General features: G+C 58.2%; 16 protein-coding genes. All 16 read left to right on the plus strand.

Annotation, left to right across the window (positions count from 1 at the left end):
- Window positions 1-26 precede the first annotated feature (26 nt).
- Window positions 27-383, plus strand: a complete 357-nt coding sequence (locus tag HMPREF1546_RS07625; RefSeq protein WP_021747484.1) for a P27 family phage terminase small subunit — start codon at window positions 27-29, stop codon at window positions 381-383.
- Window positions 373-2,109, plus strand: a complete 1,737-nt coding sequence (locus HMPREF1546_RS07630) for a terminase large subunit (RefSeq protein WP_021747485.1) — start codon at window positions 373-375, stop codon at window positions 2,107-2,109. The genes HMPREF1546_RS07625 and HMPREF1546_RS07630 overlap by 11 nt, the downstream gene beginning before the upstream one ends.
- Window positions 2,106-3,293 (plus strand): phage portal protein, encoded by a 1,188-nt coding sequence (locus HMPREF1546_RS07635; protein WP_036629251.1) that lies wholly within the window; start codon window positions 2,106-2,108, stop codon window positions 3,291-3,293. The genes HMPREF1546_RS07630 and HMPREF1546_RS07635 overlap by 4 nt, the downstream gene beginning before the upstream one ends.
- Window positions 3,286-3,873: an HK97 family phage prohead protease gene (locus HMPREF1546_RS07640; RefSeq protein WP_021747487.1), complete on the plus strand. Its 588-nt coding sequence runs from the start codon at window positions 3,286-3,288 to the stop codon at window positions 3,871-3,873. Before HMPREF1546_RS07635 ends, HMPREF1546_RS07640 begins: the two co-directional genes overlap by 8 nt.
- A 36-nt stretch (window positions 3,874-3,909) precedes the next feature.
- Window positions 3,910-5,610, plus strand: a complete 1,701-nt coding sequence (locus HMPREF1546_RS07645) for a phage major capsid protein (RefSeq protein ID WP_021747488.1) — start codon at window positions 3,910-3,912, stop codon at window positions 5,608-5,610.
- A gap of 70 nt (window positions 5,611-5,680) precedes the next feature.
- Entirely contained in the window at window positions 5,681-5,956 is a 276-nt protein-coding gene (locus tag HMPREF1546_RS07650) for a phage head-tail connector protein (RefSeq protein WP_036629256.1), read from the plus strand.
- Window positions 5,956-6,279 (plus strand): hypothetical protein, encoded by a 324-nt coding sequence (locus HMPREF1546_RS07655; protein ID WP_021747490.1) that lies wholly within the window; start codon window positions 5,956-5,958, stop codon window positions 6,277-6,279. The genes HMPREF1546_RS07650 and HMPREF1546_RS07655 overlap by 1 nt, the downstream gene beginning before the upstream one ends.
- Window positions 6,263-6,646 carry an HK97 gp10 family phage protein gene (locus HMPREF1546_RS07660; protein WP_021747491.1) on the plus strand — a complete coding sequence of 128 codons (384 nt, stop codon included), beginning with the start codon at window positions 6,263-6,265 and terminating at the stop codon, window positions 6,644-6,646. The genes HMPREF1546_RS07655 and HMPREF1546_RS07660 overlap by 17 nt, the downstream gene beginning before the upstream one ends.
- Window positions 6,643-6,954 (plus strand): hypothetical protein, encoded by a 312-nt coding sequence (locus HMPREF1546_RS07665; RefSeq protein WP_021747492.1) that lies wholly within the window; start codon window positions 6,643-6,645, stop codon window positions 6,952-6,954. Before HMPREF1546_RS07660 ends, HMPREF1546_RS07665 begins: the two co-directional genes overlap by 4 nt.
- Window positions 6,955-6,956: 2 nt before the next feature.
- Window positions 6,957-7,805 (plus strand): major tail protein, encoded by an 849-nt coding sequence (locus tag HMPREF1546_RS07670; protein ID WP_021747493.1) that lies wholly within the window; start codon window positions 6,957-6,959, stop codon window positions 7,803-7,805.
- A 2-nt stretch (window positions 7,806-7,807) separates the two neighbouring features.
- A complete protein-coding gene (locus tag HMPREF1546_RS07675; protein WP_021747494.1) occupies window positions 7,808-8,170 on the plus strand; it encodes a hypothetical protein in 363 nt (120 codons plus the stop codon).
- An 8-nt stretch (window positions 8,171-8,178) separates the two neighbouring features.
- Window positions 8,179-8,343, plus strand: a complete 165-nt coding sequence (locus HMPREF1546_RS19165) for a hypothetical protein (protein WP_021747495.1) — start codon at window positions 8,179-8,181, stop codon at window positions 8,341-8,343.
- 14 nt (window positions 8,344-8,357) lie between these two features.
- The gene (locus HMPREF1546_RS07680; protein WP_021747496.1) at window positions 8,358-9,968 is read left to right on the plus strand and encodes a hypothetical protein; all 1,611 of its coding nucleotides are present in this window, start codon (window positions 8,358-8,360) and stop codon (window positions 9,966-9,968) included.
- Between the two features lie 2 nt (window positions 9,969-9,970).
- A complete protein-coding gene (locus HMPREF1546_RS07685; RefSeq protein WP_051319979.1) occupies window positions 9,971-10,360 on the plus strand; it encodes a hypothetical protein in 390 nt (129 codons plus the stop codon).
- A complete protein-coding gene (locus tag HMPREF1546_RS07690; RefSeq protein WP_021747498.1) occupies window positions 10,357-12,564 on the plus strand; it encodes a hypothetical protein in 2,208 nt (735 codons plus the stop codon). Before HMPREF1546_RS07685 ends, HMPREF1546_RS07690 begins: the two co-directional genes overlap by 4 nt.
- A 12-nt stretch (window positions 12,565-12,576) precedes the next feature.
- On the plus strand, window positions 12,577-13,141 hold a 565-nt coding region (locus tag HMPREF1546_RS19170), incomplete at its 3' end, for a pyocin knob domain-containing protein (protein ID WP_021751831.1).

The raw sequence follows: 13,141 nt of genomic DNA on the forward strand, positions 1-13,141 counted from the left end.
ACTTTTCCGGGGAGGAGGCGAGGCTTTTGGGGCGAATTGCAATCACGCGCGAAACCATTAAGGCGCAGACCGTAACGGCCATGAAAAAGATGGGCACTTTTGCTCCGGAATATGAGCCGATAATCGAGATTTATGCCGGACTGCGAGAACAATATTACCGGCTTAACGCAGAGTATGCGGACGGAAAAAGCTACCACTACGCCACGCCGACGGCCGACGGCGGCGCCAAAAAGTCCCCTCTCTCCATGACCATTGAGAGCCTGCGCAAGGACATCCTGTTGTATTCGGACCGGCTGATGCTCAACCCCAAGGCCCGAGCCGATGCCGGCAAGGGGAAACCCAAAAAATCCAGACTGGCGGAGGCGCTGAAGGATGGCCCGTAGGAAGGCGAAGCGTTTTCCCAGCTGGGCAACGGTCATGGAGTACGTGGACTCCATCCTGAAGGGTCGGAAGATCGCCTGCCCGGAGTTGGTCCAGGCGTGCAGGCGGTTCAAGCAGGATTTGGAGAATCCTGCCTGGGACTTCAATCCCCGGGATGCGGAGTTTGTGATCCGGATCATCGAAACCACCTTCGTGCATCAGCAGGGGGAGCGCCTGGACGGGACCCCGCTGCGGGGGCAGCCGTTCCTGCTGGAGCCATTCCACAAGTTTATCGTGTACAACCTGCTGGGCTTTTTCCTGGCGGGGACCAAGGAGCGGCGGTACAAGGAGGCCCTGATCTATATCCCCCGGAAAAATATCAAGACGTCTTTTGCTGCGGCGCTGGCCTGGGGCCTGGCGCTGCTGAACCGGCGGAGCGGGTCTAAGGTCTACATCGTGGCGGCGGCCCTGAAGCAGAGCCTGGAGTCTTTCAACTTCATCAACTTCAATCTGGAGCAGATGGGGGAGAAGGACAACTTCCGGGTGATTGACAACAACCAGGAGCACAGCATTCAGGGCGACCTGGGGGACGGCTCCATCTTCATCCAGGCCCTGGCGGCAAACCCGGACCGCCAGGATTCCCTGAACTGCAACGTGGCTATCGCAGACGAAATGCACGCCTACAAGACCCCGAAGCAGTACAACATCATCCGGGAGGCCATGAAGGCCTACACCAACAAGTTGATGATCGGCATCTCTACGGCCGGTGACAATGAGCAGGGCTTCCTGGGGCAGCGGCTGAAATACTGCCGCAAGGTCCTGGACGGGACCATCAGGGATGACCAGTATTTTATCTTCATGTGCTGCGCACCAGAAGGCGTCAAGGACGGGACCGTGGACTTCACGGATCCCAAGATCCAGGAGATGGCTAACCCGGCGTACGGTGTCAGCATCCGGCCGGCGGACATCCTCAACGACGCTCTGCAGGCGGTCAACGACCCGCAGCAGCGAAAGGACTTTTTCGCAAAATCGCTGAATGTCTACACCAACGCTATGCGGGCCTGGTTCGACATCGATGAGTTCCGCAAGAGCGATGCGGGCTACGACTGGACGCTGGAGCAGCTGGCCAAGCTGCCCATTGACTGGTATGGGGGAGCGGACCTTTCCAAGCTCCACGACCTGACGGCGGCGGCTCTGTTCGGCCACTACAAGGACGTGGACATCATCATCACCCACGCATTTTTCCCAGTGGTGGCGGCCCATGTCAAGGCGGAGCAGGATCAAATCCCGCTGTTCGGCTGGGCGGACGATGGATGGCTGACGCTGTGCAACTCCCCGACGGTCAACCACGCCGACGTGGTCAACTGGTTTATCGACATGCGGCGGCGGGGCTTCAAAATCCGCCAGGTGGGCCACGACCGGAAATTCTGCCGGGAGTACTTCGTGGCTATGAAAAACGCCCGGTTCAAGATCATCGACCAGCCCCAGTATTACTACAAGAAGTCCGAGGGCTTCCGGCATATCGAGGCGGCAGCCAAGAACGGAAAGCTCTACTACCTCCACAGTGAGGCCTACGAATACTGCGTGGCTAACGTGACCGCCGTGGAAAAGACGGACGACATGGTCCAGTACGACAAGATTCGGCCGGAGCAGCGGATCGACCTGTTTGACGCATCGGTGTTCGCCTGCATCCGTTACCTGGAGAACATGGAGAAATCCCAGAAGGCAAAGGAGTGGCTTGGAACGTGAGTAAGAGACGGCGGGCGCGGCCGGCGCCCAGAGAGCGCCCCCAGCAGACCCGGAGCATGGCGTGGCTGTGTGCCCCAGATACATACGACAGCCTTTGCTACCAGGGCTATGTGAGCCTGGCGGCAAATCCAGAGATCTGCGCCGGTGTGGATACCATTGCCCGGCTGGTGGGGTCTATGACCATCCACCTGATGGAGAACCAAAAGGACGGGGATGTCCGCATCCTCAATGAGCTGAGCCGCAAGATCGACATCGAGCCCAATGCCTACATGACCCGGGCGGACTTCATCCACTGGATCGTGCGGACCATGTACCTTGAGGGCAACGGCAACGCTGTGGTGTGGCCCCGTACCCGTGCGGGCATCATCCGGGACCTGCAGCCCATCCCCTCGGCCTTCGTGTCGTTCATCCCAGACGGCTGGGGCTATCAGGTAATCGTCAACGGCAAAGAGTATGATCCGGACGATGTGCTCCACTTTACCCTCAATCCGGACCCGCTGTATCCCTGGCTGGGGACGGGGTATCGGATCTCCCTGGCGGACGTGGCCCAGAACTTAAAACAGGCAGCGACCACCCAGAAGGGGTTCATGGAATCCAAGTGGAAACCGTCCCTGATCGTCAAGGTGGATGCTCTGACGGAGGAATTTTCCAGCCCGGAGGGACGCCGGGTACTGCTGGAGAGCTACATTGACACCGCCCGGGCCGGAGAGCCCTGGATGATCCCGGCGGAGCAGTTTGAGGTGGAGCAGGTGAAGCCCCTGACCCTGAGTGATCTGGCCCTGGACGCCATGGTGACGCTGGACAAGCGGACCGTGGCGGCGGTGCTGGGAATCCCGGCTTTCGTGCTGGGCGTGGGGGACTTCAGCCGGGACGCCTGGAACAACTTCATCAACACGACGATCATGCCCCTAGCCCGGAACATGGAGCAGGAGCTGACCAAAAAACTGTTATATTCGCCCGGCTGGTTCTTCCGGTTCAACTCCTGGAGCCTGTTTTCCTACTCCATCAACGAGCTGGTGAGCGCCGGTGCGGAGATGGTAGACCGGATGGCCCTGCGGCGGAACGAGTGGCGCGGCTGGGTAAACCTGCCGCCGGATCCGGAAATGAACCAGCTACTGGCCCTGGAGAACTACATCCCTGCGGAAAAACTGGGAGATCAAAATAAACTCAACGGAGGTGAGTGAGACGGAAAGAAGGTTTTCAATCCCCCGGGACGGGCAGTTCCGGACTCGGGCGGAGGACGGCAATCTCTATATTGAGGGATACTTCGCTGTCTACAATTCCCGCTATGACCTGTGGGATGGTGTCTATGAGACCATCGCACCGGGCGCCTTTGACGGGGAGACGGAAGGCGATATCCGGGCTCTGACCAACCACGACACAACGCTGGTGCTGGGCAGGACCACGGCGGGGACCCTGACCCTGCGGACCGACGAGACGGGACTGTGGGGCTCCATCATCGTCAACCAGGCAGACCAGGACGCTGTGAACCTGTACGAGCGGGTCAAGCGGGGTGACGTGTCCCAGTGCTCCTTCGGCTTTGACATCCTGGACCAGGATGTGCAGTATCAGGACGGCGAACCCACGGTGTGGATCATCCGAAAGGTCCGGCTGTACGAGGTAAGCGTGGTGACCTTCCCGGCCTACACGGACACCTCCGTAGAGGTCCGGCGCACTGAGTTCGCCGACCTGAAGAAGCGGCGCAGCGAGGCCTGGAAAGCCAAGACGCTGGCGAGACTGCGAGGCGTCCATGCGGATGCCTGATAGACAACGATTTTTTGGAGCGAAAGGAGAAAAATCATGCTGAAGATCCTGATTCTAAAGCGGCAGCTGGATGCCAAGCGGAGCGAGCTGAAAGCCTTGGAGGAAAAGGACGCAGAGTTCCAGACCAGGGAGGCGGATCTGGAGACAGCCATCGGCGAGGTGGAGCCCGGCAACGCCGAGCAGGAAGCCGCCGTCACCGCTGAGGTGGACGCCTTTGAGGCGGACAAGACTGCCCACGAGACTGCCAAGCAGACCCTGTCTGCGGACATTGAACACCTGGAGACCGAGCTGGCGGACCTGGAGCGCCAGGCCCCGGCTACCAAGACCCCGGAAAAGCGGGAGAAAGTGAGAGGTGACGTACACATGGAGACTCAGATCAACATTCGTTCCCTGCCCATGGGCCGCCGGGCCTTTGATGCCCTGCCCATGGAGCAGCGGCAGGCCATCGTAGCCCAGCCGGAGGTCCAGGAGTTCCTGAGCAAAATGCGGGGCATGAAGGGCCAGAACCGGGCAGTGACCGGCGCGGAGCTGACCATCCCTGTGGTGTTCCTGGACCTGATTTCCGAGAATATGTACCGGTACAGCAAACTGTTGAACCGTGTGCGGGTCCGCAATGTCCGGGGCGAGGCCCGGCAGACCATTGCCGGCATCGTGCCGGAGGCTGTATGGACGGAGATGTGCGGCGCCATCAATGAGCTGACATTCGTCTTTGGACAGGTGACCCTGGACGGCTACAAGGTGGCCGGATTTATCCCGGTGTGCAACAGTATGCTGGAGGACAGCGACATCGAGCTTGCCAGCTCCATCGTTGAGATGCTCTCTGAGTCCGTCGGCCTGGCGGAGGACAAGGCCATCCTGTATGGCAAAGGCGCCGCCTCCAAAATGCCTCTTGGTATCGTGACCCGCCTGGCCCAGACTTCTCAGCCTAGTGACTATCCCGCCAACGCCCCGGCGTGGGTAGACCTGCACACCACCAACATTCTGAAGATCGGCGGCAGCGGTGTCACCGGGGCGGAGTTTTGGGCGCAGCTGATGGCGGCCACCGGCGCCACCCACACAAAATACAGCCGCGGCAATTTGTTCTGGGCCATGAACTCCAAGACCTATACCACCCTGAAATCCAAGGTGATCACCTTCACCGCCACCGGCGATATCGCATCCAATATCTTCGGCGTGCTGCCCATCATCACCGGCGACGTGGATATCCTGGAGTTTATGCCGGATGGCGACATCGTGGGCGGCTACGGCGACCTGTACCTGTGGTCCCAGCGCTCCGGCATGACCATTGAGCAGAGCCGTGAGGTCCAGTTCATTCAGGACAACACGGTATTCAAGGGCAAGCAGCGGGCGGACGGCCAGCCCATCATTCCCGGTGCCTTCGTGGCCATCAACATTAACAACGTGGAAGTTACGACCACGATGACCTTTGCGGCGGACATTGCCAACGACGCGGCGCTGACGGACCTGGCTATTTCCGGCGTGACCCTCAATCCTGGGACCTTCGATCCTGATACATTCTCTTACACCGGTACCAGTTCCACTGCCTCCGCCAAAATCGAGGCCACGTCAGCCCAGGCGGGCGCCAAGGTGGCTGTCGCATTTAATGGTGAAAACGTCCGCAACGGCGGCACCGTGAAGCTGACCAACGGTGCGGGAAATGTGGTAACCGTGACGGTGACCCAGGGCAACGCCGTCCGGGTGTATACGGTGACCATCACCGCTACCATCGGCGGCTAAGCCGGCCACGTGTCCGAATCGGACACGTGGCATGACATGAAATTCAGCAAAGCGAAAGGAGATGCAGGACATGGGCGAGCAGGCAATCTTGACCGCCTTAAAGGTGGATCTGCAGATCTCAACATCTGCAATGGATACATATCTGGGGCAGCTGATTACTGCCGCCCGGTCCTACATCTCCCAAGAGGGCATCACCCTGACTGAGAGCGTAGATGACGGGATGCTGGTGGAGATGTATGCGGCGTATCTCTATCGCCGCCGGCGCGAGGAGAACGTGCAGATGCCCCGGATGCTGCGGTGGGCGCTGAACAACCGCCTGTTTTCGCAGAAAGCGAGGAGGACCTGATGGACGATGTGTTGGTCCTGGTGCAGCCGCAGCTGGCCCAGAATGCCATCGGTGATTTTGTGCCGGCCGGGCCTCCACTGACACAGCAGATATTCGGCTCCATCAGCTCCATCAACCGTGCGGAGTGGTACAGCGCGGGCCAGGAAGGCCGAAAGCCTGAGCTTGTCTTTACTACCCCGATCATCAATTACAGCGGTCAGCCGGAGGCGGAATACCGCGGGAAGCGATATAGCATTTACCGCACCTATCTCCGCAAGGGGTCCGATGAGATGGAGCTGTATCTGGAGCGAAAGGTGGGGGTGCAAAATGAACATCAGAGCTGAGGATCTGGTGGATGCCGTCACCGAGGAACTTGATATATATGCCAGCGAGGTCGCTGGTGCGGTCAAAAAAACCGTAACCGCCGTGGCAAAGGAAACCGTGAAGGTGGTCAAGCAGAAGAGCCCCTCGGCATCCGGTGCCTACAAAAAGTCATGGGCGCAGAAGAAAACCTATGACAACGCCGGCAGTATCCAGATCACTGTATACAACCGCAAGCACTACCAGCTGACGCACCTGCTGGAAAACGGTCACGCCAAAACGAACGGGGGACGGACGCGGGCTTTCCCGCATATCGCCCCTGCGGAGGAGTTCGCTGAGCGTGAACTGGAGCAAGAGCTTCGGAGGAAATTGGGGGAAGGAAGTCCATGAGCCTGGAGGAAATCAAAAAATTGCTGGAAACGGCCGGCCTTCCGGTGGCTTACCGGGCGTTCCCTGTGGGAAATGCCCCGCCACTCCCCTTTGTTTGCTATCTGTTCTCCAGCACGAACAATTTTAATGCTGATGATGCGGTTTACCAGGTTATCAACCGCATCAGCATTGAACTGTACACGGAAAGCAAGGACCTGGAAGCAGAAAATGCGGTAGAGGCTGCTTTGAAGGGCCTGTGCTGGGAAAAGTCTGAGGAATACCTGGATGACGAGCAATGCTATGAGATCATATACGAAATTGAGGTGTGACAATGCCTACCAATACTCCTAACAAGGTCAAATACGGCCTCAAAAATGCCCATTACGCGCTCCTTACCATCGCCGAGGACGGAACGGTTACATACGGGAAACCCATCCCCATTCCCGGCTCTGTCAGCCTGACCATGGACGCTCAGGGCGACACGTCGACATTCTATGCCGACAACATGGCGTATTTTGTAACCGCTGCGAATGATGGTTACTCCGGCACTTTTGAGGTTGCGCTGATCCCCGATCAATTCCGTCAGGATGTGCTCAATGAGACCATGGACGAGGCCGCGCAGGTGCTGGTGGAGAATATCAACAACCAGACAAGTCCCTTTGCTTTGCTTTTTGAGTTTGACGGGGACAAGAAGGTAACCCGCCATGTGCTGTACAACTGCACATGCACCCGTCCCAGCGTATCGGGCGGTACCACGACCAACACCAAAGAGCCGTCTACCGAGACGATGAATCTGACGGCCTCTCCCCTGCCCAACGGCAATACAAAGGCCCGGACAACGGTGGACACACCGGCTGCCCAGTACGCAGGCTGGTATGACGCGGTATGGCAGCCGCTTGGAGAACTGGTGGTGACCAGCGCCGCTGGCGCGACGTCTGGCAAGACAGCTCTGACAGTCGCTCCGGAGCTGACCCGCGGGAACAGCTATAAGTATCAGACTTCCGCCTTTGTGGCGCTCCCCGCCTATGGGCAGGTACTCAGCGAGGGATGGACCGACTGGGACGGCAGCGAGGAGATCACCGCCACCACCGGCCAGCAGATCGCTGTGGTGGAGGTCAATGCCGACAAACAGGCAATGGCCGGCGGCGTTGCCAAAGTCACCGCTAATGCTGGAGGCTGATTATGGAGAAAACGATTGAGATCGACGGCCGCCCGGTGACATTCCGGGCAACTGCCGCAATCCCCCGATTATACAGGCTGCGCTTCCATCGGGATATCATGCAGGACATGGCCTTCATGCGCAAAGAGATTCTCAAGGCTCAGAAGGAGAAAAAGAGCGTCCCTGTGGACATCCTCACGCTCTTTGAGAATGTGGCGTTCCTGATGGCCAAGCACGCGGACCCCAGCCTGGAGGCAAATACTGTGGAGGAATGGCTGGAGACCTTCAGCTCCTTCAGCATCTACACAGTATTCCCTGTGATTTCTGAGCTCTGGCTGGAAAATGTCCGGACCCTTGTGGAGGCTAAAAAAAAACAAGGCCGATAGACCGGCCAATGACCACCGCCCTGTTCCTGCTGCGGGCAGCACAGATGGGCTTATCCATGTCAGACCTGGACTTGCTCACGATTGGAATGGTCTGGGACATGATGACGGAAGCCGCCAATGACCACTGTACGTACGAGCAGCTCCCGACACAGGACGATTTTGACAGCTTTTAAGGAGGTGTCCCGTTTTGGCAAGCAGAATCAAAGGCATCACCATTGAGATCAACGGTGACACCACAAAACTCAGCCAGGCACTTCGCGAGACCGATACGCAGCTGTTTGATGTGCAAAAAAACCTGCGGGATGTAGAGCGGCTCCTGAAGTTGGACCCCACCAATACAGAGCTGCTTGCACAGAAGCAGCGGCTTCTGGCGGAGCAGTCCGCCCTCGCAGCCGACAGATTGACACAGATGGAGGAGGCATCCGAACATCTCGACAGCTCTCTGAGCCAGAGCCAGCTGAATGATTTCAACCTGGAGCTGGATTTGACGCGGGCCCGGGCTTCCCTCGCGGAGCAGGAACTCCGGGATTTTGAGCAGAGGCTGAACGATGTGGATGACTCCGCGGAGGACTCTTCGGACAGTCTGAACGACGTGGGCGATGCCGCAGACGGGATGGACGATGGCTTTTCCCTGGCGGACGGGGTCATTTCCAACTTTGTGGGCGGCGCAATGACCAAGCTGCTGGATATTGCGCTTCAGGCCGCTGAGGCCATCTGGAATCTGGACGAAGCCACGGAGGAGTACCGGGAATCCATGGCCCTGCTGAATACCGCGTTTGAGACCGCGGGATTCACTTCGGACACGGCGAAGCAGGCCTATGAGGGCTTTTACACGATTCTCGGAGATACGGGGCAAGCCACAGAGGCGTCTCAGCTACTAGCTCAGCTTGCCACAAACGAACAGGATGTGGCAGAGTGGATCGACATTGCCGCAGGCGTCTATGGCACCTTTGGAGAATCCATCCCAATTGAATCGCTGATTGAAGCGGCCAATGAAACGGCCAAAACCGGACAAGTTACCGGAACCCTGGCGGACGCCTTGAATTGGGTCGGGTTGAGTGAGGAGGAAGTAAATAGCCAGCTATCTATGCTGAATGACGAGAGTCTCCGCGCTCGGCTATTGATGGACACATTATCTAATACATACAAGACCGCCAGCGATTCCTTCTACGAAAACAGCGATGCTATTCTTGAATCCCGGCAGGCTCAACTGGAGATGGACGATACTCTGGCCACGCTGGGACAGTCTGTTGCGGACCTCAAAACAAAGTTAGCTGAAGCTTTTGGACCAAGCGTTTTGGAGTTGATAACTGCCATTGCGGATGTGCTCGAAACGCTATCCCCCATCATCGATATCATCCTGAAGGCGATTACTACTGTTATTGAGGCAGTAGCAGACCTAATTGGACTACTGGCGGATGCGGTGGGTTGGCTCCTTGATCTGCTGGGCCTTGGCGGGAAAGGCGGAGATATTGAGGTCACAACATCCGGTTCCGGGAGCCGTACCATGGCGGACGCTTCGACTTACAGCATCCCCGCATTTGCGTCCGGCGGCGTGATCCCGCCAAACAATCCTTTCCTGGCCGTCCTGGGCGATAACCGGCAGGAGCCGGAGGTGGTTGCTCCCTATTCCACCATCAAGCAGGCCGCCCGGGATGCCATGGCCGAGCGTGGGGGGACTGGGCAGATCACCATTGTGCTGCGGGCAGCCGATGGATTTACGCGGAACCTTGCCTATTCGCTGGATCAGGAGTCCGCCCGGCAAGGCGTGCGCCTGGTCAGCACAAAGGGGGTATGAGCGTGCAGGTTATCATGGATGGTGTATCTTACCGGCTCAATGTGCGCTATGAGACCCTGGGGCGCTCTTTCCGGCTGGACGAAGGCCAAAACGCCGGGAAAATGCTTTCCGGAGACTACACTAGAGACCTTATGGGCACCTATTACGATTATTCCATGGTGGTGGATCCGGACCCCAGATTTCCGGCCGACTACGATGCCTTTTTCGATGCAATTTCAGCTCCAGTCAAAAGCCACAGCCTTACCCTGCCGTATGGGCAAAGCACCATCACCTTTGGCGCCATGGTCTCCGTAGGTACAGACCTCTATCAGGGGAAGGTGGCCAACCGCACACGCTGGGGAGGCCTGCAGGTACAGTTCACGGCCAAAAAGCCGCAGAGGACGCCTACATGAATCAGATTATTTACAGTAAATGGGTGTTTGAGGATGACGACATCCGCTCCGCGCAGATCTACCGCGCCACGTCCCTGATCGCGGACAGCTTGGAGCCCAACACCTTAAACGCCACAGTCCGGTGCAGTGACAGCAGCATCCTCGAATTCGAGCAAGATACCCGGCTGACTTATGTCCACAGCACAGATCTGCCGGCCTATTTTTACATCCAGGACATCACCCGTACCGGTCCGGACGAGTACGCAATATCCGCGATGTCCGCCATTGGGCGGCTCATCCATGGGGAACAGCACTATGGCGGCATCTACACCGGACAGACCGTGGGACAGGTTATCCCAGAAATCTGCGGCCCGGTGCCCTGCGTCGTCAAAACAAATCTGCAAGACGTACAGATATATGGTTGGCTGCCAATCGCATCCCGCCGGGACAATCTGGCGCAGGTCCTGTTTGCCGTCGGCGCATGGATCAGGGATGATCTGGATGGAGTCCTCCACATTGAGCGACTTTGGGACGGGTATACCGCCAATATCACGCAGGCGCAGATCTACCAGGGTCCCAGTATGTCCTACGGGGCAAAGGTCACGCAAGTGGTTGTCACAGAGCACCAGTACGTTCAGGGGGGAGAGGAGGTCACGCTCTTTGAGGGACAGTCCCAGCAGGGCGATATCATCACATTCTCCGAGCCCGCGTACAACCTTCGTGCCTCTGGGTTCAGCATTTTGGAGAGCAATGCCAACTATGCCAAGATCACGGCTGGAAATGGCACACTTATAGGCTCGGCCTATATCCACAATACCCGCCAGGTCTCAGCTGATGTCTCCCAGGCAGCAGAGCCCAATGTGGTGACTGTATCGGACGCCACGCTGGTGTCCCTGGTCAACTCCTCCGATGTGGCCCAGCGTCTGGCGCAGTATTACGCCTGCCTGGCCACTTTTGACGGAGACATCCTGCCGGGGCAACAGCTGGATGGCAATGTGGTCGGCATCTATGATCCGTTTGACCGACAGATGGTCCAGGCGTGCCTCAAGAGCCTGGACATCAAAATATCGGGAACGCTCAAGGCCACCGTGTCTGCACTGGTGGGATTCAAGCCGCCGCAGGTGGATGACTCCCAGACGCTGGATGAGCGCATCGTGCTCACCGGGTCGGGAACTTACCAAATCCCGGCTGGGACTACTTTGATCCGCTATGTTTTGATTAGCGGGGCCCAGGGAGGACATTGCGGACAAAAAGGCGGGGATGTCGGCACGTCGCCGTCCGTATCCTGGTCTGATCCTACGTGGGGGGACCAATACCGAGGCTGCGGATTGGCTGACGGCGGTGTGGGCGGAGAAGGCGGCGCTCCGGGTGCAGGCGCCAGGATCCTCGAAGGGACCCTGGATATCTCTGATATAGCATCCATCCCGTACAGCTGCGGCTTAGGTGGCCTGGGTGCTGCCTATGACCCGGATGATCCGGATGGCGCTGCCGGCAGCGACACAGAACTCGGCGCTGCAACCACAGCTGGAGCACAAGCCCCGGAGGATGGATACACAGATCCCATCACCGGGGAAAAATACGGAGGAATCGGTGACCAGGGAATCCCCGGAGGCAAGGGCGCGGGGAAGGCGGCCGAAGTCACAACCGTTGACGATGAGACAGTCCAGCTCTTTGATCCTGCGGAAAGTGTCACCGACGAGGACGGCAATACCTGGAGCGGTGGCTTGACCGAAACCGAAGCGGATGCTCCGGATCGTGTGGCTATGGAGATGCGGGAGAATGATGGGGCCCGCATTTGGTATAGCCGGGGCTTAGGGGCAGGCGCGGCCGCTGGTGCAAACGGCAGCGGGCCGGGTCCAGAGGCATCCGTCTCTGTGCGCTCGTCTTCGATTGTAGCAACTGCTGCATCTGGTCTGGATGGAGCGACGCCGGCCCTGACACCCAAAAAGCCTGCCCAGTATGGCAAAGGCGGCCGCGGCGGTTATGGCGGCGGTGGTGCCAGCTCAGGAGGCCTTGCCATCGGCTCCACAGATTCCTCGGATTACACGGTTTCAATCACTGCCGGAACCGGGGGGCTCGGCGGTAATGGCGGTCCTGGGGGCCCTGGCGGAGATGGCTGTATCATTCTGTATATCAGCCGCGCCATCCCGCAGGAGAGCGGCCCGCTGGTGACCTCAGATGCAAAGTGGTTTTTGGACAAGCATGGCAGGAGATTCATCACCTGAGGAGGTTACCAAATGGCAATAACGATTGAAGAACTCGCTGCAAAAGTTGCTGAACTCGAACAGCAGATGGCAACAATTCCGCCCCCGCCCACCGAGTATTACACCAGTGCTTACAGCGGGGAAGAAATCGACGCGGCAATCAAAAAAGTAAATGACGGAATAGTCGGAGGTGTGTCCTCCTTCAACGGCCGGACTGGCGCGGTGCTGCCCCAGGCCGGGGACTACAACGCCACACAGATTCCAGTGAGCGGGGATCCGGAGGCGGAGAACGTTGCAGCGGCTTTGGCTAATAAGGCGCCCGGAGGGTTTGGGCTAGGCGAACAATCCAAAGAACTTACCTCTGATGATGACCTAAACGCCATCCAGGCAAATGGCTGGTATCGGTGGGGCTCAAGCGCTCCGCAAAATGCTCCTAATATGTCACCAGGAAACGGTGATTCAGGCTACATATTTGCGCGTGTTGCAAACTATGATTCCCAAAATGTCCTACAGGAATATTGGTCACTTAACCAAGGCGCACAAAATAAAGCACATCGCATCTGTAGGAATGGCGTTTGGGGGCCACTCGAATGGATCA

The organism is Oscillibacter sp. KLE 1745 (assembly GCF_000469445.2).
Taxonomy (GTDB): domain Bacteria; phylum Bacillota; class Clostridia; order Oscillospirales; family Oscillospiraceae; genus Oscillibacter; species Oscillibacter welbionis.